General features: G+C 34.0%; 13 protein-coding genes. 7 read left to right on the forward strand and 6 right to left on the reverse strand.

All coding sequences use genetic code 11. The annotated features are described in order from the left end of the window. Positions 1–91 precede the first annotated feature (91 nt). The 5 genes from ACRHNM_RS02475 to ACRHNM_RS02495 all read right to left on the reverse strand — a co-directional run bounded on the left by ACRHNM_RS02475 (position 92) and on the right by ACRHNM_RS02495 (position 6,953). Positions 92–3,322: a CHAT domain-containing protein gene (locus ACRHNM_RS02475; protein WP_431133300.1), complete on the reverse strand. Its 3,231-nt coding sequence runs from the start codon at positions 3,320–3,322 to the stop codon at positions 92–94. A 21-nt stretch (positions 3,323–3,343) separates the two neighbouring features. Next, on the reverse strand, positions 3,344–4,078 hold the full coding sequence (locus tag ACRHNM_RS02480) for a tetratricopeptide repeat protein (protein ID WP_431133302.1): 735 nt from the start codon (positions 4,076–4,078) through the stop codon (positions 3,344–3,346). Positions 4,079–4,083: 5 nt separating this feature from the next. Then, a complete protein-coding gene (locus tag ACRHNM_RS02485) occupies positions 4,084–4,659 on the reverse strand; it encodes an RNA polymerase sigma factor (protein WP_431133304.1) in 576 nt (191 codons plus the stop codon). Positions 4,660–4,770: 111 nt separating this feature from the next. Further along, a complete protein-coding gene (locus tag ACRHNM_RS02490; RefSeq protein WP_431133305.1) occupies positions 4,771–5,922 on the reverse strand; it encodes a hypothetical protein in 1,152 nt (383 codons plus the stop codon). A gap of 65 nt (positions 5,923–5,987) precedes the next feature. After that, positions 5,988–6,953: an NAD-dependent epimerase/dehydratase family protein gene (locus tag ACRHNM_RS02495; protein WP_431133307.1), complete on the reverse strand. Its 966-nt coding sequence runs from the start codon at positions 6,951–6,953 to the stop codon at positions 5,988–5,990. 167 nt (positions 6,954–7,120) lie between these two features. Between ACRHNM_RS02495 and ACRHNM_RS02500 the strand changes: the two genes are divergently transcribed. Together ACRHNM_RS02500 and ACRHNM_RS02505 are read left to right on the forward strand one after the other, a co-directional pair. After that, entirely contained in the window at positions 7,121–7,645 is a 525-nt protein-coding gene (locus ACRHNM_RS02500; RefSeq protein WP_431133309.1) for a hypothetical protein, read from the forward strand. A 117-nt stretch (positions 7,646–7,762) separates the two neighbouring features. Beyond that, the gene (locus tag ACRHNM_RS02505; RefSeq protein ID WP_431133311.1) at positions 7,763–9,826 is read left to right on the forward strand and encodes a M13 family metallopeptidase; all 2,064 of its coding nucleotides are present in this window, start codon (positions 7,763–7,765) and stop codon (positions 9,824–9,826) included. 68 nt (positions 9,827–9,894) lie between these two features. Here the strand turns inward: ACRHNM_RS02505 and hflX are convergent, their stop codons facing one another. Further along, entirely contained in the window at positions 9,895–11,103 is a 1,209-nt protein-coding gene (hflX, locus tag ACRHNM_RS02510) for a GTPase HflX (RefSeq protein ID WP_431133313.1), read from the reverse strand. A gap of 69 nt (positions 11,104–11,172) precedes the next feature. Here hflX and ACRHNM_RS02515 point away from each other — a divergent pair, with 69 nt between their 5' ends. The 5 genes from ACRHNM_RS02515 to ACRHNM_RS02535 all read left to right on the forward strand — a co-directional run bounded on the left by ACRHNM_RS02515 (position 11,173) and on the right by ACRHNM_RS02535 (position 26,559). Beyond that, positions 11,173–12,123, forward strand: coding sequence for an endonuclease/exonuclease/phosphatase family protein (locus ACRHNM_RS02515; protein WP_431133315.1), 951 nt, complete (start codon positions 11,173–11,175; stop codon positions 12,121–12,123). A gap of 210 nt (positions 12,124–12,333) precedes the next feature. Further along, a complete protein-coding gene (locus ACRHNM_RS02520; protein WP_431133316.1) occupies positions 12,334–18,315 on the forward strand; it encodes a gliding motility-associated C-terminal domain-containing protein in 5,982 nt (1,993 codons plus the stop codon). A 104-nt stretch (positions 18,316–18,419) separates the two neighbouring features. Further along, a complete protein-coding gene (locus tag ACRHNM_RS02525; RefSeq protein ID WP_431133318.1) occupies positions 18,420–19,322 on the forward strand; it encodes a PorP/SprF family type IX secretion system membrane protein in 903 nt (300 codons plus the stop codon). Positions 19,323–19,341: 19 nt separating this feature from the next. Then, positions 19,342–21,255 (forward strand): OmpA family protein, encoded by a 1,914-nt coding sequence (locus ACRHNM_RS02530; RefSeq protein WP_431133320.1) that lies wholly within the window; start codon positions 19,342–19,344, stop codon positions 21,253–21,255. Between the two features lie 105 nt (positions 21,256–21,360). Then, complete coding sequence (locus tag ACRHNM_RS02535; protein ID WP_431133322.1) at positions 21,361–26,559, forward strand: choice-of-anchor L domain-containing protein; 5,199 nt, start codon at positions 21,361–21,363, stop codon at positions 26,557–26,559. Positions 26,560–26,594: the final 35 nt, after the last annotated feature.

The raw sequence follows: 26,594 nt of genomic DNA on the forward strand, positions 1-26,594 counted from the left end.
AATGCTATTAATTTGTAGGGAATTTTTTGAACGTTGGTTTATCCGTTAGTTTATAACAGAAAGAGTTTTCATCTATTTGAAAACTCTTTTTTTATGCGTTTCGTTTTTTGATGACGATGACGGTTAAAATTATTATAACTAAAGATCCAAGCAGCCAAAATAATAAATTTGAAGACGTATTTAAGTCTATAGGTGCAGTATCTCCTATAAGAACTAAACCAGCCCAGTATTTTGGGTGTTTTGTTCGTCCATGAGCAGTTTTAATATAATCAAGTTTTGCAAGACGTAAAGCTTTATCTTTAGGCAATCCTTCAGAAATATTATCATAAAATAATTTGATAATTTTTGCACTAGACTGCTCATCTATTTTCCAAAGACTTGTTAAAATACTTTCGCTTCCAGCGTAATTAAAAGCATGAGCTAAAGAAATCATACCTTCTCCAGACTGGTATGTTGGCTTACCAGTTTCACAAGCTGTTAACACAGCAAGATGCGACGCTAAATTTTGATTGTAAATTTCATAAGTATAAAGTGAGTTGTCTTTATTTGACGCGTCTTTGGCAAAAACCAGACGAGATAGCTCAGGTAATATGTTATTAGATTCAGCATGTGTTCCAATATGAATGATTTTATGTTCATTGGCTTCCTTGGTGAATACTTGTTTTGAAGCATTTTCGTTTATAAATAACTTACCATTAAATAGTTTTGAATATTCTTTTACCAGTTCAACACTAAAAGGTTGAGGTAATAAATGTAAATAAGTTTTATCGACAGATAACGAATCTACAATTGAAACTTTGTAGTTGTCTTTCATTTTGTCATTAAATTCAGGAGCAAACGCTATAAAATCATTTGAGTAATCTATTGTTTTTTGATTCTCATTTAAGAGCAACAAACTATAATTGTAAGAGATATTGTAATTAGACAACAGGCTGTTTTCTGCTAACTTTTCAACAGAGTTTGCTTTAGAGTTGGTCAAGGTTTCAAAACTTAAATTAAAAAGCTCTCTATCTGGAATAATGACAATATTTTTTGTGCCTATTTTATTTTCAAAAGGTTTCCAGAGTTTATTATACAATAAAAAAAGGTAGTCATTTGTGGCTTGATTAGTTGTTTGGTCTTCACTTAAAGATATGATGTAATTGCTAATGTCTTTTGAGTCTAATTTAATCAGATTATAATCTGCCTTGCTAACTAAAAAAGCATAAAGTTGTTCTTCAACATATAAATAACGCACAATAGTTACCTCTTCTGAAATATGAGTTTGCAAATTATCCAGAGGTGTTTCAATACTGGCATATCGCATTTTATAGTATTTTGGATGTTTTTGTTTTAATGAATCCAAAAACAATGCCCAGTTGTGATTTGCATTTAAATAAGAGTTAAAATCATTGATGTCTTCCAAAGCCTTTGAAATAGAGGCTTTCAATTTTTTCTCTCTATGTAAAACAGTTTCAGGAATATTAGAAAACGAGAGATTATTTCTCATGTTTAGCCGTGATCTAATCCGATTGTAAATACTAGATTCGTGAAGTTCTATTAACTTTTTTAATGAGCTTGTATCATTATTGATTTCGTACAATTCTAAATTCAATTTTTTTGCAAAGTCAGTATTGTTTTTATAGTCTGAAAGTAAGATGTTTACATCTTGTGAAGTGAAAATGGTTTCTTTACGTTTTTCTAATAAACGCAAAGCCTCATCTAGTTTTTCTATGTTATATTTTAAAAAAACAGCATCTCTTTGTGGTGTTGTATAGTAGTCTGATTTTGTGTTTAAAAGTGTTAATTTTGGTTTGTTGAGTTGAAGTATGACAGAATCCATCCTTGAGGTATAACGATTGGTCTTATTGTCTAGATATTCATGACCACGTTTTATCCATTCTTGAGCCTCATTATAGTGTTTTGATAAGTAATAGGTTTCTGCCAGATTACTAATTTGTTTAAATAGTTGATACGAATTATTAGTGCTGTTTTTTAACACATAATTGTAAGCTTTTTTTGAAGTTTCAACGGCTTTTTTAGGCTCGTTATTATCTGCTAAAAAAAGAGCTTTATTGCTTAAAAAGTTTAAAAACTCCTTGTCATATTCGTTCCCTAAAGTTTCTAGAAAAAGTACTTCACTTTTGTCAAAATATGCTTTGGCTTTCATGATATTATTCTGAGCAGTATAAACTTCTGCTAATGCATGAAAAGCTGTAGCTTTCCAATAACTGTTGTTTTCAGAGTTTTTCTCCAGCTGTTGTAATCCAGCATTTAAAGATGTAATGGCTTCATCGTAATTTTGAAGTGAAAGTTGAGATTGCCCAATCTGAATAAGAGTAAATGCGACATCGCTGGCTGTACTTAACATCTTTTTTTTCTTCTCTAATGCATACTTTAATATTTCATTGGCTTTGTATAGATTTCCATATTCGTTATAAAATACCGCTAAATTAGAGATGGCTCTTGCCTGATAACGTTTTGACTTAGACACAATGTTTTCGTCTAATGAATTAGTTGCGACTGTTTCGTAATTGTTAATAACGGATGTTTGTGTTTGTATCGCTTTTTGTAAATCACCTTCCGAATACTCCAACAATGAGATGTTAGATTGAATTACGGTTTTTAAATATAAATTCTCAATTGAATCTCCTTGTTTAATCACACCTAAGGCTTTTATTGCTTTAGAATAGTAATACTTGGCACTATCTAACTTAGAAGACATCCACATGGTTGCTCCTACAGCATTATTTGTGTCAGATAAAGCCTTTGGATCTGTTTGGTCATAAGATTCATAATCATTTAATGCCTGAATAAAATAGGTTTTTGCTTTTTCTATTTCACCAAGAGACATTAATGAGGCTCCAACATTATAACGAATTTTACCAATAGCATCTCCTCTTATATTTTTTATGTTTTGAGCTATGTTGAGCGCTTCTTCTGTGACTTTTAGGGATTTTTGGTTTTCACTAACTTCATCATAAAAATCGGCTAGGCTTAACAGGGTTTTATAATTTATAAAGGGGTTTTTTCTTTTGGAATTGATGTTTTCTACAAACTTTTCAGCAGTTAGAACGGCATTATGTTTATTGGTTTTTGCCAATGAAACTTTACCTACGTAATAAGGGTAATTAATTAGAGAATCGAACAGGTTCTTACTCTCAAATGAGTGGATTTGTTTTTTTAATTCTGTGTCAGCTTTATTAATGTTTTGATTAACTAAATAATAATCGATGAGTTTAATGCCAGAAATTGAATCGGGTTGAGAAAAACCAAATTGATTAAAGCCTACTACTAAAATAAAAAGCATGGTAGGACTATAACAATTGAAAAAATTTCTCATAATTGCTTGTTTTTAATAAGGTTAGTCGTTCAATTTGGACAGAAGTATGTTGCTGTTTTCAATGTTAGATTTTTGAAAGTTTTCTTTTGCTTTTTTAATATTACCTTCTTTTAAATAGGCTAAACCTAAATAGTAATAGGCATCATTAGCTAAGGGAAAATCTTTATCTTGAATTGATTTTTCTAAAAAAGGAATGGCATTAGTTTCGCTTTTGTTTGCTAAATAGGCAACACCTAAAAAGTAGTTTAGTGTATCATTACTTGGTGTTTTTTCTTTTAAAACTTCCCATTTTTCAATAGCAATTTTATAATCGCCTTGTTTGTAATTTACCATGGCATCATAAAACTCAAAATTTGAACTATGGCTCATTGTGGTTGGTAATCCTGGATCTGGCACAAAATATTTTGAGTATAATCTGTCTGTAGAGTTTTGATTGTAAAACCAAAAACTTCCTAAAGCAATAATGATAGCTGCAGCTGCTACTAATTTTCTGAATTGTAAATAACGAACTTTAGGTGAGTCCTCTTGAGAAGGTTGTTTTATGATGTCGTTATGAAATTCATCAAGCTGTGCTTTAAGTGACTGTTCTTCTATACCAGATAGAAGTATCCTGATATCTTCAACTTGAGTTTTAAATTCGGAATCATTCTCAAGTTGTGTTTTAAATGCTTTGAGTTCTTCTTGAGACATTGTTCCATTAATGTATCGCTCAATGGCTTCGAGTTGTTCTTGTGATATGGTGCTATTAGTTTTCAATTTTTTTAAGATTTTGAGGATAACACAATGCTTCGGAGTTTTTCCATGCATCTGTATTTTTTGTTTCGCACTGAAGCTTCTTCAAGTTGTAATTCTGAAGCTATAATTTTCAGTGATTTCTTTTCATAATAAAAGTTAGTTAGTAGCTGTTTACAGGGTTGACCGAGATTTTTAAAAGCATTCATTGTTGCTTTTAATTTGTCTTCATTAGCGCCTTTATATTCATCTTTTGGTTCTTCTTTTAAAAAAGCTAAAGTTTCATCGGTGAATCCATTGGTTTTTTTGAATGTACTTGATCGCAAAACATCCATCCATTTGTTTTTGGCAATTTGGTATAAATAGCCTTGTAAAGCCGTTTCGTTTTTTGGTTCAAATTTATTCGCTTTTAAATTTTTCCAAACGGCAATAAAACTGTCTTGATATAAGTCTTTTGCATGATCAACTGAGCCACTATTTTTTAAGACTAAGGCTTCAATTTTGTGATAATTACTCATATAAAACTGTTTTAAAGCAATTTGATCGTTTGCTTTAATAGCTTCTACAAGTTGTAATTGATGGTTGGTTTTGTGGGCTTCCCTCATGTTAATAGCTAATCAACAGAAAGATACAATTATTTCAATTTTCAACCAATACTATGCTATTAAATCAACTTTTCGACGATTAACTGTTTTTAAGTACATCGAAACGACTAATTAATTGTCATCATTATTTTCTAATTGTTCCCAATTAATGCTATTAGTTGTATTATCAACGTTAGGATTCCAGTTGGTATTATTGGTTCCAATGTATTCGTTATTATTGTTTTTCCAAACTGTGTTATAATACCCTTGAACTTGATATTGGTTTCCGCTTTGGTCATGTACATTACTACGTTCCCAGATCGCATCAACAGATTTGGAGTGTCCTGCATCTGTCATTGCATTTCTCCTTTTCCAGCTTTCATGATTACTATCACTTATTGAGCTGTAGGTGTTTCCAGTATTAATTAAGGCTTGACCTTGCGCACGAATAGAAGCCATACGCTGTTGATGCTCTGCATTACTTTGTTGAGATTTTTGAGCGTAATATTGATTGTTTTTTTGAATCCAGTTTGGATTGACTTGCAGATTGAGCAAGGCATTGATATAATCTTTTTTTGCATCTTCATATACAGCTTTTGGAGCATCTAATCCATTTAATGTATAGCCCCAATCCATACCTCCAACTGTTGGGTAGTAATTGGTAAAATATCTTACGACTCCCAGAGATTTAATACCATTTTTATCTTCCCATTCGGTAACGATACATTCATATTTTTTTTCTTCAGGCATAGATTTGAAAATAGCATTGTCTAACTGTTTGTCTGCGTGAGCGAGTTGAGGAAGCGGAAATTGACCTATGTATTTTAGTCCGTTAGATTCCAGAAACGGCTTCAAATCTTCATTTATAACACGATTGATGTCTTTAGGTGCTTTTATTTGGGTTCCGTTTTGCTGATAAAAATAATTTAACTCCTGATTATTAGAATAAAAAAACATGTTATAACGTTCACCATAAACTTTAATCCCATTTGAAGCTTTAAAGAGCAAATTATCTTCTGAGTTCTTAGTAATTTCCCATGAAACTGGAATTGGCATTACACCAAATAACATATCAAATTGCTTATTTTTTATCTTGTAAAGTTTTAGCTTTTTTGAAGAGGTATTGGTGTTTGAAGCAGCCTTCTCAGAATTATACTGTTGGTTGTTTTCAATAAATTCTTCAGTATCTATATTAGAATTTGAATGTAAGTTGTGATCTTTTTGTCCGTTGCAAGAGTAATAGAAAAAGATAAATAGAATAACAAGTAAAGGATAAGATTTCATAATGCCAATAGTTTAAATTAATATTCTATTGGTACATCGTGACTGTTTTAAATTGTCGTCACTTTTTAGCTAACTTTTTCAGAAGACTGATACTTTTTTTCTAATTGAAAAATCATTTCTTTAGTCATTAGCTCTAAATTAAAATCGTGATTCCACTTCCAGTCCTTGCGAGCTATACTGTCATCAATAGAGGATGGCCAGCTATCAGCAATTTTCTGTCTAAAATCAGGATGATACGAAATCGAGAAATCTGGGATATGGGCTTTTATACTTTCAAATATTTCTCTAGGAGTAAAACTAACTGCAGATAAATTGTATGAAGACCTAATTGTTAAGCAATCCTCTGGAGCGTCCATTAAATCTAAAGTAGCTTTGATAGCATCGTTCATAAACATCATTGGAAGTTGGGTATCTTCAGATAAGAAGCATTCATAAGTTTTGTGGGTTATAGCTTTGTGATAAATTTCTACAGCATAATCTGTTGTGCCTCCTCCTGGCATGGTTTTCCAGCTAATAATTCCTGGATATCTAATACTTCTTACATCTACACCATATTGTTTGTTGTAATATTCACACCAACGTTCTCCAACTTGTTTTGTAATACCATAAACTGTTGTTGGTTCCATAATGGTATGCTGAGGTGTATCAACAGAAGGAGTTGTGGGACCAAAAACAGCAATGCTAGATGGCCAAAATACTTTTTTAATCATACCATCTTTTGCGAGATTTAAAACATGAAATAGAGAATTCATATTTAAATCCCAAGCCATCATTGGATGTTTTTCTCCTGTTGCACTAAGCATTGCAGCCATTAAATACACCGTATCAATATTGTGTTTTATAACACAATTTTTAATAGCGTCATAGTCTTTAGCATCAAGAACTTCAAAAACTCCTGATTTTGTAATGTCTATATTTGAAAAACGGATATCACTAGCTACAATATTATCATCACCATGAATTTTACGAAGTTTATAGGTTAATTCAGATCCAATTTGACCACCAGCACCAATGATTAATACTTTTGACATAAAAAAAATACGGTTATTAATATGAGTCAAAAATACTAAGAATAAAAAGGACAAAAAAGATTAATGCTTAAATTTAACAACACTTTATTTTTTGTTAAATCCATTTTTATAACCCTAAAAGTATATTCTCTTTAAGTATATTTACGACCAAATTCAGTTATTAATTTATGCGATTTAATTTCTTGTTGTATTGTGTTATTTGTATGATGGTTTTCAGTTGTAAAACAGATCCCCAAAATGTAGAAATTGAACCTTCAGTAGAACCAAAAGAATCTAAAACCATAACTAAAAAAGAGATTGAAAGTCTCAAATATAATGATTACGCGTTAAGCAACGACGCTTCCAAAACAGTTAATGATTGGCAAAAGTACCAAGAACTAAACAGGCAAATGGAGTATTTAAAGATGGCTGATTTATCTTTTTTTAAAAGTGATATCACATTAATTACTACGTTTATAAACGATTTTAGATTAGAAATTCCAAATGCATTAAGTACTAATGAAATTAATTCTAGAATCACAGCATTAGAAACAAAAATGCTTAAGCTGAATAGCCTATTACTACTTGATAATATTTCTAAAGACGAACAGATCAAAGCGATAAAAGAAGTATTTGTTGCCTTTTCTAATCTGAATCTTCAAATTAACAAAAAGCTTGAGTTTGAGGCAAATAACATCTTAAAGCCAAATTAATTATTAACAAAGCAGAATTCTTTTCTCTTAATATTTTGTTAATATGTAACAAACAACAAGTTAGAGCTTCTAATTAATGACTAATTTTAAATCAAAATTAAAAACACTATAAACACTATGAAAACTAATATCAAAAATATTTTGATAATCTCAGTTTTGGCAGTTTTTACATTTTTAGGATGTAAAGAAGAACCAAAAGAGGAAACAGCAATGGTCGAGAACATTCCTGGAATTAATCTCGATAACATGGATAGAGAGGTAGATCCAAAAGATGATTTCTACAATTTCGTCAATGGAAATTGGGCTAAAAACACTCAAATTCCTGATGACGAAACACGTTGGGGAGGATTTGGAGTATTGCGAAAAGACACCAGAAATGATGTTTTAGAAATTTTAAAAACATCGAAAGAACTGGGTAAATATGAAGATGGAACGGATCAAAAAAAGGCATTGCTGATTTTTGAATCAGAATTAGATACTATTGCTCGTAATGAAGCAGGTATAAAACCATTACAGCCGTTACTTGATAAAATTAACAGTATTAACAGCATTGATGAAATGCAAACGGTTTACGCTACAACTCTAGGTGTTTCTGCCCCTTTTGCAGGAATTGGAGCTAGTCCAGATTTAAATGACAGTAGTATGAATGCTGCATGGTTGTTTCCTGGAGGTTTAGGGTTACAAAGAGACTACTATTTAGATCAGGATGAAAAATCAAAGGAAATCAGAGAACAATACAAAGCGCATATTTCTAGAATGCTTCAATTCATTAACTACAGTGAAGAAGACGCAGATGCTGCAGCTAATAAAATTTTAAAAATGGAAACGGAGTTAGCCGAGCCTCGATTAGATAAGGTAGCTGCTAGAGATGCTCGTAATTTCAATAATCCAAGATCTATTTCGCAATTACAGGAGATGTCTCCTGCTATTGACTGGAGTAAGATGATTGATGATATGGGAGTTAAAAAAGAATTAGATACCGTGTTAGTAATGCAACCAAAATACATGACTGCATTAAGCGAGTTTTTAACATCAACTCCAATTGAAGACATAAAAACGCTAATGGTTTGGAGTACCTTAGATAATGCTGCTGGATGGTTAACTACTGAGATTGAAACGGCAAACTGGGAGTTTTATTCTAAAACATTAAGTGGAGCAAAAAAACAAAAATCAGCAGAAGAACGTGCCTTAGGAACAGTTACAGGTAGTGTGGGAGAAGCTATCGGAAAATTATATGTAGAAGCCAAATTTCCACCAGAAGCTAAAGAGAAAGCTGAGCAAATGATTGCTAATGTAATCACTGCATTTCAAAATAGAATCCAGAAATTAGACTGGATGACTGAAGACACTAAGACCAAAGCTATTGAGAAGCTAGATAAATTTACTGTTAAGATTGCTTATCCTGACGAGTGGGAAGATTATTCTAATTTGATGGTTAAAGAAGGAAATAGCTATGCTGAGAATATGATGGCTGTTGGTCAATGGTCTATGGAAGATAATCTATCAGAAATTGGTGAGCCAGTAGATAAATCAAAATGGGGAATGCCTCCACAAATGGTAAATGCATATTTTAACCCTTTGAATAACGAAATCGTTTTTCCTGCTGCAATATTACAACCACCTTTTTATAACTATACAGCTGATGATGCTGTAAATTATGGAGGAATAGGTGCTGTTATAGGACATGAAATTTCTCATGCTTTTGATGATTCTGGATCTCGTTTTGATGGCGATGGAAATTTAAAAAACTGGTGGACAGATAAAGATCTTGAAGAATTTACTAAGCGTGGTGATGCTTTAGCTGAGCAATATGATGCTATCGAAGTTTTAGATAGTGTGTTCATTAATGGTAAGTATACATTAGGAGAAAATATTGGTGATCTTGGAGGTGTACTTGGTGCTTATGATGGGCTGCAATTACATTTTGAAAAAAATGGAAGACCAGAAAATATTGATGGGTTTACACCTGAGCAACGTTTCTTTATGTCTTGGGCAACAGTTTGGAGAACCTTAACAAGAGACGATGCATTACGTACACTTATCAAAACAGATACACACTCTCCTGGAATGGTAAGAGCAACACAACCTTTAAGAAATATTGATGCCTTTTACGAAGCATTTGATATTAAAGAAGGAGATGCCATGTGGATAGCTCCAGAAGATAGAGTTAGAATTTGGTAATCAAATTTGATATGAACTAAAAAGGCTGTCTCAATTAAGAGGCAGCCTTTTTAGCTTTAATGAGTTTATTACTCATCTTCATAATCAGGATACAAAAAATGATTATATGGAAAACGGGTCACATGTATTTCTCTAACTTCATCATAGACTCGTTTTTTAAAAGTGTCCAAATTTTTCTTATTTAATGCAGAAATAAATAAAGCATTATTTCCAACTTTATTCATCCATGTGTTCTTCCATTCTTCTAAAGTATAATGTGCTGATGTTTTTTCAGTTACTAAATCATCCTCATCTAAAGGCTCAGGTTTGTAAGCGTCTATTTTATTAAAAACCATGATGGTTGGTTTATCTGAGCTTTCAATCTCTCCCAGAATCTTGTTTACAGAATCGATATGTCCTTCAAAGTTAGGATGAGAAATATCTACAACATGCAATAATAAATCAGCTTCCCTTACTTCATCAAGAGTACTTTTAAAAGATTCAATCAATTGCGTTGGTAGTTTTCTGATAAAACCAACAGTATCAGTTAATAAAAAAGGTAAGTTTTGAATCACTACTTTTCGAACCGTTGTATCAAGTGTAGCAAATAACTTGTTTTCAGCAAATACATCACTTTTACTAATTACATTCATTAATGTGGACTTACCAACGTTGGTGTAGCCTACCAAAGCCACTCGAACCATTTTGCCTCGGTTTCCTCGTTGCACAGCCATTTGCTTGTCAATGGTTTTTATTTTAGCTTTTAATAAAGCAATTTTATCTCTAACAATACGTCTGTCGGTTTCAATTTCAGTTTCACCAGGACCACGCATCCCAATACCACCTTTTTGTCGCTCAAGGTGTGTCCACATTCCTTTTAATCTAGGCAATAAATATTCACATTGTGCAAGTTCTACTTGAGTTCTGGCATAACTTGTTGTAGCTCGTTGAGCAAAAATATCTAGAATTAGATTTGTGCGATCTAATACTTTACAGCCTAAAATTTTACTAATATTACGTTCTTGAGCTGCAGATAATTCATCATCAAAAATAGCAGTGCCTATATCATTGTCTTTAATGAAGGTCTCAACTTCTTCCATTTTACCAGAGCCAATAAATGTTTTTGGGTTAGGCATGTCCATTTTCTGAACAAATCGTTTTAAAACTTCACCACCAGCAGTGTAAGTTAAAAATTCTAACTCATCTAAATATTCTTTAGAACGTTCTTCATTTTGTTCTTTAGTGATAACTCCTATGAGAACAGCCTTTTCAAGTTGTATGTCTTTTTTTTCTATCATAAATTAAAATATTTACAAAGTTACATAATTGAAAGTAGGTGTATTGCATTTTAAATTTAAATTTGTTTTGTGGAAAAAGAACACTATTACACAGTCGCATTTTATAACGTAGAGAACCTTTTTGATTTTGAAGACAATGGACTTACGCACGATAATGATTTTTTGCCAAAATCAGATAAACGATGGACGAAAAAAAGGTACGAAAAAAAACTACATAAATTAGCAGATGTCATCTCAAAAATTGGTTTCAATCACATACAAAAGCCACCTTCATTAATTGGGATAGCTGAAGCTGAAAATAAAAAAGTACTACAGGATTTAATTGAAACTGAAAGTTTGAAAGACTGCAATTACGATATCGTTCATTATGATTCTAAAGATGAACGAGGAATTGATGTTGGATTTATTTATAACAAAGATGAATTTGAACTGTTAAATTCCAAACCCTTTTCTATCTATCTTGAAAAGGAAAATGGTATTCAAGACTTTACCAGAGATATTTTACTTGTTTCAGGAAAACTTAATGGAGAGTTAATTCATTGTATAATAAATCATTGGCCATCTCGTCGTGAAGGACTTGAAACGTCATCCATTAACAGAATTGCTGCATCTCAAATGGCTGTTGAAATTATAGAATTAATAAAATTAAAAGAACACAACCCTAAACTAATTGTCATGGGTGATTTTAATGATAATCCAAATAATGAAAGTGTTAAAATGCTTGCTGAAAAAGGAGAATTATTCAACCCAATGAACACTTTGTTGTCTTATACTAGAGGTACTCAGAATCATAACTTTAGATGGAATGTTTTCGATCAAATATTGTTTTCAACAAATTTTTTTGAAACTGATGATTTGAGTCTAAAATTTGAGGATGCCGATATTTTTGATGACAAATTTTTAACACAATATCACGGAAAATTTAAAGGGCAACCATTTAGGACTTATATTGGGAAAAAATATAAAGGAGGATTTAGTGATCATTTTCCAGTTTATATACGATTAAGTAAGATGAATTAATGAGTCAATCTTTTTATCGATAAAAACAGCACTTTATCTATTATAGCAATGTTAAGGCTTTCTTAATAACCATTTTTTTTATCTTCGGTTACTTATTTGCTCCTATTCTTATTATGATTAACCTTATTTGTTTAGCTACAATTGTGTTTGGCTAGGACTAAGGTGTTTAGTGCCAATAAATTATATAAAATAATTAATAGTATATATCAAATGAAAAAGATTACTTTCCTATTCGCATTATTCCTTGCTTTTTCAACCTGGAATATTAATGCACAAATCACTAACTATCCCTATTTTGAAGATTTCGAATCTGGTGATGGCGGATGGACAGTTGATGATCCCGCTTCAGGTTCTTGGGAATTAGGAACGCCTGCAAATACTATTATCAATAGTGCAGATTCAGGAGTAAATGCATGGGTTACTAACCTGACTGGAAGCTATGGTACTGGTGAAGACGCAGCTGTTGTAAGTCCTGTATTTGATTTATCTTCATTAAGTGCGCCATCAATTGAATTTAGTATTTGGTGGAATGCAGAATTTAGCTGGGATGGAATGGTGTTACAGTCATCTGTAGATGGAGGTGCTTCATGGCAAAATGTTGGAGATTTAGGTGATCCAAATAACTGGTTTAATGATGATACGATTGGTGGAAACCCAGGAGGTCAACCAATTGGTTGGACAGGAAGAAATTCTTCCAACAATGGCTCAGGTGGCTGGGTTGTAGCTCGCCATGCATTAGTCGGATTGGCCGGAGAAAGTAATGTTATATTGAGATTTGCATTTGGATCAGACGGCAGTGTACAAGATGAAGGAGTTGCTTTTGATTCGATAAATATATTTGAGGTTTCTTGTCCAGAGCCATCTGGAATCACAGTGACTGGTATTTTAGCAGCTACAGCAGATGTTACTTGGACTCCTGGTGGAATAGAAACAAACTGGGAAATTGCAGTTCAAGCAGCAGGTACAGGTGCTCCAACAGAATCAGGTGTAGCTACTACAAATAATCCATATACAGCTACAGGATTAACTGCAAACACAGAATATGAAGTATATGTTCGGTCAGATTGTAGTGGCGAATTTAGCAGTTGGGTAGGACCTTTTAATTTTATTACGCCTTGTGGAGCCATAACACCAGACTATAATGCTGATATGTCAGTTAATGTTCCTGACGCCTGTTGGGATGAAGCTAACGATGGTGAAATAGCCGATGGGCCTAGTGGTTCTGGTACATCAGATTGGCGTGATGGTACAGATTATGCTTTTGGCGCTAGTAATGCTATCAACCTATTTGGAAATACCGATAGAGAATGGTTGTTATCACCATTTTTTGATTTATCTGCTGGTGGATATCAACTGGAAGTCAATGTTGCAGTAACAAACTGGAACGGTGGATTTACAGATGACACCATGGGATCTGATGATGAGGTGAAATTATTACAAAGTATTGATGGTGGTGCAACTTGGACCACTTTAACAACTTGGAATGCTGCAAACGAACCTGCTGTTGGAGGTACTGAATACATAGAGGATTTAAGTGCAGTAACAGGTACAAATGTGCAATTTGCAATATGGGCTTCTGATGGAGCGGTTAATGATACAGAAGATTATGATTTTCACGTTGGTAAATTTAGAGTAAGAACTCCTCCAACATGTCCAGAGCCTTTAAATTTAACAATAGATTCGTTTTCAGATGTTTCAGTAGATATTAGTTGGACTCCAGGAGACTCAGAAACCTCATGGCAAGTTGTTGTGCAGCCAGCGGGAACGGGAGAACCAACTGGTCCAGGTGCAGTGACGACAAATAATCCATACACGGCAACTGGCTTAACTGCAACTACAGATTATGAAGTTTGGGTTCGTGGTGATTGTGGAGCAGGAGGATTAAGTAGCTGGACAGGTCCAGTTACATTTACTACTTTTAATACACCTCCACCTCCACCAGTTGGAGTGACTTGTGTATCGGGAAGTTCATCATTTATATATACAGCCGATTTTGATAGTTTAGATGGTTGGACAGGAAATATTAATGGAGGCGATGGTACATGGCTTCTTCCAGGAACATCCATTTCAGGAGCTACTGGACCAAACGCAGCATTTAGTGGTGCAAACTATATGCATTATGAAGCTTCAGGTCCAAGTTCAGATACAGCTTCAGCAGTTAGTCCAGCAATAGATTTAAGCACTGCTGTTGATGGTGCAGAATTGTCATTTTATATGCATGCTTTTGGAGCTGGTATGGGGACGCTCAATGTAGGTGTTTCAACATCTCCAACAGGTCCGTTTTCTAATGAGTTTGCGTGGGCTGGAGATCTTCAGACTTCAGGTGATGATCCTTGGGTTCCTATAGGAATTAATTTAGACGCGTACTTAGGACAAGTGATATATGTAGAGTTTAGTCATACTGGAATAGGTGATTTTGAAGGTGATATGGCCATAGATTTAGTGAGAGTTGAAACTTGCGGATCTTTTTGCATAGCCCCAAGTAGTATTGTGGTCTCTAACGTAGGCGGAACAAATGCCGATATAACCTGGAATGCTAATAATGGTGAAACCTCATGGGAATATGTAGTTGTGCCAGCAGGAACAGGTGAGCCAAGTGGGTCAGGAACACCAGTTGGAGCAACAACAGTTAACGAGACAGGACTAGATTTTTCTACAGATTATGAAGTTTGGGTAAGGGCAGACTGTGGAGGAGGAACTTTTAGTATTTGGGCTGGGCCTATTAATTTTACAACAACTATTCAAACTGTTTTTAATATAGATTGTACTCAAGGACCTACACAAATAAATTATTGTTACCAAAATAATGATACAACAAACTGGACATTCACTTCTAGTGACGGAAGTCCAATAAGAATAACATTTAGTTCTGGAACCATAGAAGCAGGTTTCGATGAGTTAACCATATATGACGGTACAGATAATACAGGAAACGTACTATTTAACAGTGATACAGATGGAGTGTTTGATTTCGCAGGTCTTACATTCGATTCGATTGTTGGTGATTCTATATTTATGGAAGTGGATAGTGATGGTTCTGTAAGTTGTGAATCGGAAGCTAGGTTAGAATGGGATTTTACTGTTTCATGTGCAACATGTGTAAATCCGATAGCGACATATCAAGTAATTGATGATTGTGCTAGTGGTAACCAATTTTTAATAGATGTTAATATTACATCGCTTGGTGATGCAACATCTTTAACAATATCTAATAATATTGATGCTACCACAGTTCCTGTAACTGCTCCAGGAGTGTATCAAATCGGTCCATTCCCATTTCTAGTAGATGTGATAGTTACTACCAGTCACGACCAAGACACACAATGTGTAATAAATAGTAGCCCGATTCAATTATTAGCCTGTCCTCCAGACAATGATAACCCTTGTAATGCTACTGTAGCTGTCGTCAATGCCGACGAGAGTTGTAATTTAACAACACCAGGAACTTTAGTTGAAGCAACTCCTTCAGGTGTTCCAAATGGAAGTTGTACTGGAAACCCTGATGATGATGTATGGTTTGAGTTTGTTGCATTAGGAGAACAACAAATAATCTCTATTACCAATATTAATGGAGGTACTACTAATATTGACCATGCTCTGTATGAAGGAGATTGTAATAATAATTTAACAGAACTATATTGTACAGGAGATGACAATGCTTTAACACCTAGTTTAGTCGTAGGAAATACGTATTATGTCAGAGTGTTTTCTGGAGGAAACGCTAGTGAAACAAGTACATTTGACTTATGTATTAATACATTAGGACCGCCAACGTTCTGTTTAGACGCATTGCCAATATGTGCAAGTGATTTAGAATACCCTAGTATTATCGGAGATGAGATTGCACCTCCATATTTAGACTATGATTGTTTAGGTTCTCAACCAGATCCTATCTGGAATTCTATTTATTTTGATGAAGCAGGAGATTATGTGTTTACTCTTGAACAAACAGGTTTAGATGGAACTGGAAATGACGTTGACTTCATAGTATGGGGACCATTTAATGATCAGCCAGAAGGTTGTTATAATTTATTACCTGAGAACGTAGCAGATTGTAGTTTTTCCTTTGTAAGTGTTGAAACGATAACCTTAAATGGTGTGCAGGCTGGTGATGTTTATTTAATTCTAATCACAAATTACTCTCAAGATGATGGAGTCTATACCTTTACTCAAGATTCAGGTCCCACTGATGGTACAAACTGTGAGATAGTATGTGATGCAGAAATCTTATACCAAGGCACTGAAGTGGCTGAAGACCCAATGAATGTTGGATTTAGTGCACCAATAGAATTATGTGGTATTGATTCTATTGATTTAGAAGCAAGTTCTCCTTATGCAGATTCTTACCAATGGTACGATGCTGATAATATTCCAATAATAGGTGCAACAGATCCAGTATTAACAGTTACAGAATCTGGAGGTTATTTCGTCGAGGTTAATGGCGACGTTTGTGAAGGCTTCTCGTATTCAATTACAGTGCTTGTAACTTTAGGAGAAGAAGCTGTTGCAAATCCAGTTGCAGATATGATTACTTGTGATGATGCATCAGCAGATGGCTTTGAAGAATTTGATTTACAAGATCAAACAGCAGCAATTCTGGGCACTCAAGATGCAGCAGATTTTAATGTGACTTATCACGTGAGTCCTCCTGATGCAGGACAAGGCTTGAACCCTTTACCTTTAACAGATTATATAAATACATCTAATCCTCAAACGATATATGTTAGAGTTGAAGATGCTGATGCGCCAGGCTGTTTTGCGTTAACTTCATTTAATTTAGATGTTTCAGGCACCACACCAACCGCAACCTCAGATGTGTATCCAGAATGTGATACTAATCAAGATGGTATTGCAGGTTTTGATTTACCATCTAGAGATGTAAATATTCTTGATGGGCAAAGTGCAGCAGATTTTACTGTAACCTATTATACATCCCAACAAGGAGCAGATGATGGTATCGGTTCTATGGATCAAATAGATACCTCTACTTTATACAACAGTCCAGCAGCAACCATTTTTGTTAGAGTAGAAAGTATTTTAGCTTTTGATTGTTATGCAACTACTACTATGGATCTTGTAGTCAATCTATCACCAGATTCATCATTTACATTAACTGACCTTGTTACATGTGATGATGCTTCGGATGATGGTGTTGAAGCTTTCAATCTAGAACAGCAAACAGAATTTGTTTTAGGTACTCAAAATCCTGCAGACTTTAATGTCACCTATCATTTCTCCTTTGCAGATGCAGAAAATGGAGTAGGAGCTTTATCATCTCCATATACAAATACATCTAATCCTCAAATGATATATGTAAGAATTGAAAATGCTACAGCTCCAGTTTGTTATGTATTATCAAGTTTTAATTTGGATATTTCAGGGCCTACACCTACAGTAAATAATGTGGTGTATTCAGAATGTGATGACGATTTAGATGGAGAGACCCTGTTTGACTTAGCTTCTCAAGACGGAAATGTACTTGGTTCACAAAATGCTGCTAATTACAATGTAACCTATCACGAAACACAAGCTGATGCAGATGGAGATACAGGAGCAATTGATAGCTCTTCTTTATACAGTAGCACTTCAACAACCCTTTTTGTAAGAATTGAAAGTATTGTGTCTTCAGGTTGTTATTCTACAGGAATGTTAGAGCTTGAAGTAAATCCGTTACCAGATACAACATTTACAACAAGTATTGATTATGAATTATGTCCTAATGCAACTGCTCCACTTATAATTACAGCAACTGCCAATAACTATAATGAAAGTGATGTAACCATCAGATGGTATTTCGAAGGAGGTTTGATTCCAGGTGAAAATAGTTTAGAACTTTCAGTAACAGAAGCTGGGCTCTATGAAATTGAAGTCGTATTCAATCAAACTCAGTGTATAGCAGATCTAGTTGAGCAGACAGTTATTGAATTGGATACATGTGTAATTCCGCAAGGTATTTCTCCAAATGGAGATATGATTAATGAAACCTTTGATTTAAGTAGTTACAATGTGAGTAAATTAGAAATTTTTAATAGAAATGGAACTTTAGTATATTCTAAGAAAAACTATACTAACGAATGGTATGGGCAAAGTAATGATGGTGACGAGCTTCCTGTTGGTACCTATTTTTACACTATGGAGTATGATAACGGTAAACAAAGAACAGCATGGGTTTATATTCAAAGAGAAAATTAAAACCAACTAATTAATATTAAGACGTACAGTATTTGTCTTAAAAAAAGCTGATAAATACTGTACAAATTTAATCCAACAACTAAAAAACAACTAAAAATTATCAGATGAAAAAACTTTATATTATTGTTGTATTTCTCATTGCAACACAAATGTATGGACAGCAAGATCCACAATATACACAGTACATGTACAACATGAATGTGATTAATCCAGCTTATGCAGGATCTAGAGAAAACCTTTCGTTTGGATTATTATATCGTACCCAATGGACAGGTATTGATGGTGCTCCAGAAACAGGTACGTTTTTTGGTCATCTTCCTGTTGGTGAAAAAGTAGGAATAGGCTTGTCTGTAATTGCAGATCAAATAGGTCCTGTAAAAGAAACAAATGCATACGCAGATTTTTCTTACACATTACGATTAGGAGGAGCACACCGTTTAGCATTTGGTATTAAAGCAGGTGCTACATTTCACGATATTGGATTGAATGGTATAGATTTAATAGATGAGACTGACCCTTTATTTCAGGACATTAACTCTACAACTCCTAATGTTGGTGCTGGATTCTTTTATTATACAGATAATTATTACTTATCTTTTTCAGTGCCTAATATTTTAAATTCGGTACACTTAGATGCAGACGGTTATAATTTAGGTACTGAAGCAACACATTATTTTTTAACAGGTGGTTACGTGTTTCAATTATCTCCTAATACAAAGTTAAAACCTTCATTTTTAGTAAAGTCGTCATTTGATGCCCCTACGTCGTATGATGTTAACTTAAACGCTTTGTTTTTTGAGAAATTTGAAATAGGAGGTTCTTACAGATTAGACGATTCGTTTTCAGGACTGGTTAACTTTGCAATAACTCCAACTATAAGAATTGGATACGCATACGATGCTATTACTTCTGATATTAAAAAATATGCTCCTGCATCACACGAATTCATGCTGTTATTTGATTTGAACTTCCCAAGAAAAGTTTCACGTTCACCAAGATATTTCTAATCCATTTAAGCTAAATAAAATGAAAAATTTAAGAATACTAATAATTATTACTCTTATAAGCAGTTTAAGCTTAACTGCACAGAGTGGAAAAACTAAAAAAGCTGATAAGCATTTTAATAGATTAGAATTTGTTAAGGCAGCTGAAGAATATAATAAATTAGTCGAAGATGGTGACGAAAGTGAATACATATACAAGCAATTAGCATTATCTTATTACAATGTTTATAATTCTGAAGAGTCTGAAAAATGGTTCTATAAAGCACTTGAAACATCTCAAGATCCAGAATTAATAATTAAGTACGTAGAAATGCTAAAAGCTAATGGAAAATACGAACTTTCAAATGAATGGATGCAAAGGTTTGCTAAAATGCGTCCAAGTGATGATCGTGCTATAGCTTATACTAACAATCCAGATTATTTACCAAAAATTTTAGAAAAAGGTAAAAAGTTTAATATTCAAAGTTTAGGGTTTAATACAAAATATTCAGATTTTGGAGGAACTTTAAAAAACGGAAAACTTTATATCACTTCTGCAAGAAACACATCACGTAGAACTTATGGGTGGAATGACGAACCATTTTTAGATATTTATGAGCTAACAAAAAATGACGATGGAACTTACCAGGCAGCCACAATGGTTGAAGATAAGGTGAATACAAAATATCATGAAGGAGTTGTGTCATTTTCACCTGATGGTAAAACCATGTATTTTTCAAGAGAAAGTTACTTTGAAAAAGAATACGAAAAAGATTCTATTACAAAAGTAAGATACAGCTTATTACACCTCTTTAAAGCTACAAAATCAGGAAGTACTTGGAGTAATGTTGAAGGATTTGATCTCAATAGCGAAAACTATTCTGTTAAAAACCCGTCTGTAAGTCCAGATGGTAAATCATTATACTTTTCTTCCGATATGCCTGGTGGTTTTGGAATGTTTGACATATATAAAGTAGATATTAACGACGATGGTTCTCTAGGAGAGCCGATGAACTTAGGTCAAAAAGTTAATACTCAAGGACAAGAAATGTTTCCTTTTATCAGTAGTAATAACACCCTATACTTTTCTTCTAATGGTCATTTAGGTTTAGGAGGTCTTGATGTCTTTCATACCAAAGTTGTCGATGGAAAAACAGGACCAGTACGTAACATTGGTATTCCAATTAATAGCAATGCAGACGATTTTGCTTTCAATTTAGACGAAGAAACTAAAGAAGGATTTGTTTCTTCAAACAGAGATGGTGGTTTAGGGAGTGATGATATTTATGCTATAAAACGATTACAACCATTAAATGATGTACTAATCGCTGGAACTGTAGTAGATTCTGAAACAGGAGAACCAGTAAACGCAGCAAGTGTGACCCTGTATGACGATCAGGGAAATAAAGTTTTATCTAAAGTAACTAATTCTGATGGTACCGTTGATTTTATCGTTGAAGCTGGAAAGGAATCCGCATTAGAAGTTGTTATGGATGGCTATGTGAGTCAAAAATTAACAATCAATGCTTCTGAAAATGAAGAAGAGAAAGTTCAAATAATGCTAGAACCTATTGAAGTTATTGTAGGACCAGAAACAGTAAATCTTAATCCAATTTATTTTGATTTCGATAAATCAAATATAACAGCTCAAGCAGCCTTTGAATTAGATAAATTGGTACAGGTTATGAATAAATATCCAGAAATGGTTATTAACGCAACATCTCACACAGATAATAGAGGTTCGGCATCATACAATGAAAGATTATCAGATAGAAGAGCTAAAACAACGGTTCAATATGTGATTTCTAAAGGAATAGATAAATCTAGAATATCTGGAATGGGTAAAGGCGAAAGTGAACCAAAAGTAGATTGTGGTTCAAATTGCTCAGAAGAAGATCATCAAATGAATAGAAGATCAGAATTTATCATTGTTAGTGGAGGACCACAAGCAAAATAATTAGTACTTATCATGACTAACAACTAACCATAAAGCTCTGTTTTATTACAGGGCTTTTTATGCTTTATAGAAAGAGAAAATGATTAACCACCTTAATTAAATCAAATGAAAAAAATTATATTTATAGGTATGCTGTTTATACTTTCAACTAGTTTGAAGGCACAAACATATCTTCAAGAAAATTTTGATACTGAAATTCCTGCGACATGGACAATAACTGATGCAGGAGGTGCTACAGGAGATTCATGGGTTTCTGGCCAACAAGGAGGCGCTAATAGTTTAAATGGCTCCAATGCTGCTATTGTTGATAGTGATGCTAATGGAGCAGGAGCAGAACTTATTGAAACGCTTACTTCGCCAGCATTTGACACTACTGGAGCTACAGCACTTTTCTTAGATTTTGATCAGTTTTATCAAAACATAGGAGCAGATTTTGCTGTTGTAGAAGTTTTTGATGGTACTAACTGGATAGAAGTATTGAATCAAACCGCAACAATAGGAGCGTTTAATGATCCAGATGAGCAGCATATTGATATTACGGCTTATTCTAATGCAGCAATGCAAATACGTTTTACATATAATGACGGTAATGTTTGGGCATGGTACTGGTTGATTGATAATGTTCAGGTATATAATTCTACTTGTAATTTTCCTTCAGGCTTAAATGCTACTAATTTAACTTCAACTACTGCAGATTTAAGTTGGATTGCAGGAGGCACTGAAACCGCTTGGGAAATTATTAATCAAGTTGCAGGAGGTCCTGTGCCTACTGATGCTGACTCAGGAATTCCAGTATTGACGACACCTTACACAGTTACAGGTTTAACGGAAGGCACTAATTATGAATTTTATATTAAAGCAGATTGTGGTGCCGATGGAACAAGTATTTGGGTTGGACCTTTTGGATATAGAATAGGTGGCCCAGGAGAGCTTTGTGAATCTGCTATAACGGTTACTACTCCATTGCCATATGTTACCACAGATGATACTTCAAATTATGGAGATGATTATAGTGGTACAGCAGGAACGGATTGTGGTTCAGGATCTGGCTATCTCAATGGAGATGATGTTGTATACGCATATTCACCAACAGCAGATACATCTATAGATATTGAATTATCAAATCTCTCGGCTAACTATGCAGGTGCTTTTATATATACAGATTGTGCTAACATAGGGATAGAGTGCGAAACAGGTGCTGTTAATGCATTCTCTACAGATGATATTTTAATTGATAACTTCTCGGTAACAGGTGGTCAAACCTACTATATCGTGATATCAACATGGGCACCTCCACAATCTGTTGCTTATACATTAACTATAACAGAGAATACATGTGTTGATCCAGAAGCAACCTATACTGTTGTTTCAAATTGTGTTGTTGCTCCAGAATTTTTTATTGATGTAGATGTAACAGATTTAGGTTCTGCCGGATCACTTACTGTTTCAGATGATCAAGCTAGTACTCCACAAACAGTAAGTGCAGCAGGAATATTAACTTTTGGACCATATGCAAATAATACTCCAGTTGTCATTTCAGTAACTAATGATGATGATGCAAATTGTCAATTGATGAGTGGTACTCTTACTCAAGAACTTTGTTTAGATACAGTAGTAGATTGTACAGCAGGACCAATAACAGAATCATTGTGTTATGGTAATAATGATTCAGTAACATTAACATATACAAGCTCAGATGGATCACCTCTTAATTTAACAATTAACACAGGCGAAATTGAAGGAGCTCCATATGACTTCTTATTAGTTACAGATGGAAGTGGAACACCAGAAGGTGAACTTTATAATGGAGAAGGAAATGATGGTGATATATCAGGATTAACGTTTCAATCACCTGGTGATACCATTACAATTCAAATCACATCAGATGGTTCGGTAAGTTGTGAATCTGGAGCATTTCCTGATGGTATAGATTTTACCGTAGCATGTGCAACATGTGTAAATCCCGTAGCATCTTACAGTGTTGTTTCAAATTGTGCTGTTGGTCCAGAATTTTTTGTTGATGTAGATGTTACCGATTTAGGTTCAGCAACTTCATTAACTGTATCAGATAATCAAGGAAGCACACCACAAACAACAAGTGCAGTAGGAGTCTTAACTTTTGGTCCTTATGCTAATAATACTCCAGTAATCATTACAGCTAGTAATGATGATGATGTAAATTGTGAAGTATCAAGTAACGCACTAACTCAAGAACTATGTTTAGATACAGTAGTGGATTGTGCTTCAGGACCAGTAGCAGGTTTTCTATGTTATGGTAATAACGACTCAGTTACTTTAACATATACAAGTTCAGACGGATCACCTCTTAATTTAACAATTAATTCAGGAGAAATAGAAGGAGATCCATTCGATTTCTTATTAGTTACAGATGGAAGTGGAACACCTGAAGGTGAAATTTATAATGGAGAAGGAAATGATGGAGATATATCAGGCTTAACATTTCAATCGCCAGGAGATACTATTACTATACAAATTACATCAGATGGTTCAGTAAGTTGTGAATCTGGAGCATTTCCTGATGGTGTAGATTTCACTGTGGCATGTGCTACATGTATCAATCCAGCAGCAACTTACCAAGTTATTGATGATTGTGATAACGGTCAACAGTTTTTAGTTGACGTTAACGTTTCAACTTTAGGTGATGCAACGTCATTAACAATTTCTAATAATATTGATACAACAACTGTTGACGATGTCTTGACTACAGGAGTTTATCAAGTAGGTCCATTTCCTTTTGGAGTAGACGTAATTATAACTTTGAGTAATAATCAAGATGTGAATTGTGTCATCAACAGCTCAGCAATTCAGTTATTGGCTTGTCCGCCTGATAATGACAATCCGTGTAATGCCACTGTTGCTCAGGTTAATGCTGATGATAGTTGTGCATTAATAACTTCAGGAACTTTATTGGAAGCTACACCTTCTGGTGTACCTAATGGAAGTTGTACAGGTGATGCTGATGATGATGTATGGTTTGAATTTACAGCATTAAACGATATTCAAATTATTTCTTTACTAAATATTGATAGTGGAGGTTTCTTTGAAAACATAGATCATGCTGTTTACGAAGGCACTTGTAATGGTCCTGTAGAATTGTATTGTTCTGATGCCGAAGCAAGTGTAACACCAGTATTAACTATAGGAAATACTTACTACGTTAGAGTGTTTTCAGCAGATAATGAACCAGTTGATTATACGTTTGATTTATGTATTAGACCTGGCTCTGGAAATGTACTTGTAGATCAATCGACTTATACTGTTACACAATTAGTTGAAGAAGTGCTAATTAACAGTCCTTGTGCCCAAATCTCAAATATTACCTTTTCAACAGGTACCGATTTTGGAGAAGATAATGGTATTGGCTATTTTTCTAATCCAGATGGTGGCTTCCCATTTGAAGAAGGATTATTATTAACCACAGGAGATGCTAGCCAAGCTGCTGGACCAAATACTAATTTTGTATCATCAGGAAGTACTGCATGGCCAGGAGATCCTTTTCTAGAAGGCTTGATAGGAGAAGATTCTAATAATGCTACCATTGTCGAGTTTGATTTTGTACCATTAAATAATGAATTGAGTTTTGATTTTCTTATGGCTTCTGAAGAATATGATATGGGTACTTTTGAATGTGATTTCTCAGATGCTTTTGCATTCTTATTGACAGATGAAGCTGGTGTAACTACCAATCTCGCAGTTGTGCCAGGAACTACAGACCCAATTTTAGTGACTAACATTCATCCAGATAATGGATCTTGTCCTGCTATAAACGAGCAATATTTTGGAGAGTATATACCTGATAACTTACCTCCAATTTCATTTGATGGTAGAACAGCAGTGTTTACCGCTTTTTCTCCTGTAAATATTGGAGAAACATACCACATAAAACTAGTTATAGCAGATGCAAGAGATAGTTCTTGGGATTCAGGAGTTTATTTAAAAGCAGGTAGTTTTGATATTGGAGAAGTAGATTTAGGTGGTGATATCACAATTGCAGGTGGAAATGCAGTTTGTGAAGATGAACCGATTATTTTAGATACTTCAGCTCCAAATGTCAATCATGTATGGTATAAAGATGGTTTTGTTATTGATGGAGAGATAGGGTCTACACTTACCGTTACTGAAGAAGGGACATATACTGTTCAAATTATTTTTTCACCTACTTGTATTATTGATGATGAAGTGTTAATTGAGTTTTTACCTAACCCAGTTATAGCAAATACTCCAGATGACCTTTCAGAATGTTCTACGACTAATCAAGCTGCATTTAATTTAAATGATAACGATAGTGTTGTCCTGGGAACACAAAATGCTGCTGATTTTACAATTACCTATCATGAGTCTCAAACCAATGCCGACTCAGGAAGCAATAGCTTAATGTCGCCTTATATCAATACTTCTAACCCTCAAACAATATATGTAAGAATTGAAGATAATAGTACAGGTTGTTTTGAAACGACGAGTTTTACACTATCTATTTCAAGTCCGACACATACTGCCAACAGTGTTGAGCTCATTGGATGTGATAATGATGACGATGGTATTGCCTCTTTTGATCTTTTTAATCATGATACAGAAGTATTAAATGGTCAAGATGCATCACAGTTTATTGTAACATATCATACTTCTCAAGCTGATGCAGATAGCGCTACAGGAGCTTTAGCTAGTCCATATGATAGTTCGGGAGCAACTGTATTTGTTAGAGTTGAAACAATAATTAATCCTGATTGTTATGTAACTAACAGTTTTGACTTGGTTATTGGTACAGAACCTGAAACAACATTTACAGATACTATTGATTATGAAGTATGTCCTAATGCAACATCACCAATTACAATTACGGCAACACCTGAAAACTATAATGAAAGTGAAGTCACTATCAATTGGTATTTAGATAACGGTTTAATAGCAGATGAAAATGGATTGACACTTCCAGTTCTTGAAGCTGGTGATTATACCATTGAAGTAGTATTTAATGATACTGGTTGTTCAAATGAAGAAACCATTACTGTGATTGAATTAGAAAACTGTGTGATACCTCAAGGAATATCTCCAAATGGAGATATGATTAATGATACCTTTGATTTAAGTAGTTATGGAGTTACCAAATTGGAAATTTTTAATAGAAATGGAACCTTAGTATATTCTAAAAAGAATTATACTAACGAATGGTTTGGGCAAACAGATGATGGTGATGAATTGCCAGTTGGTACATATTTCTATACTATGGAATATCAAAATGGTAAAACAAGAAGCGCTTGGATTTATATCCAAAGAGAAAATTAATAACGATCATACCCATAAAAAAAGCCTCTATACAT

It is taken from the genome of Psychroserpens mesophilus, from assembly GCF_050617655.1.
GTDB classification, from domain to species: Bacteria; Bacteroidota; Bacteroidia; order Flavobacteriales; family Flavobacteriaceae; genus Psychroserpens; species Psychroserpens mesophilus_A.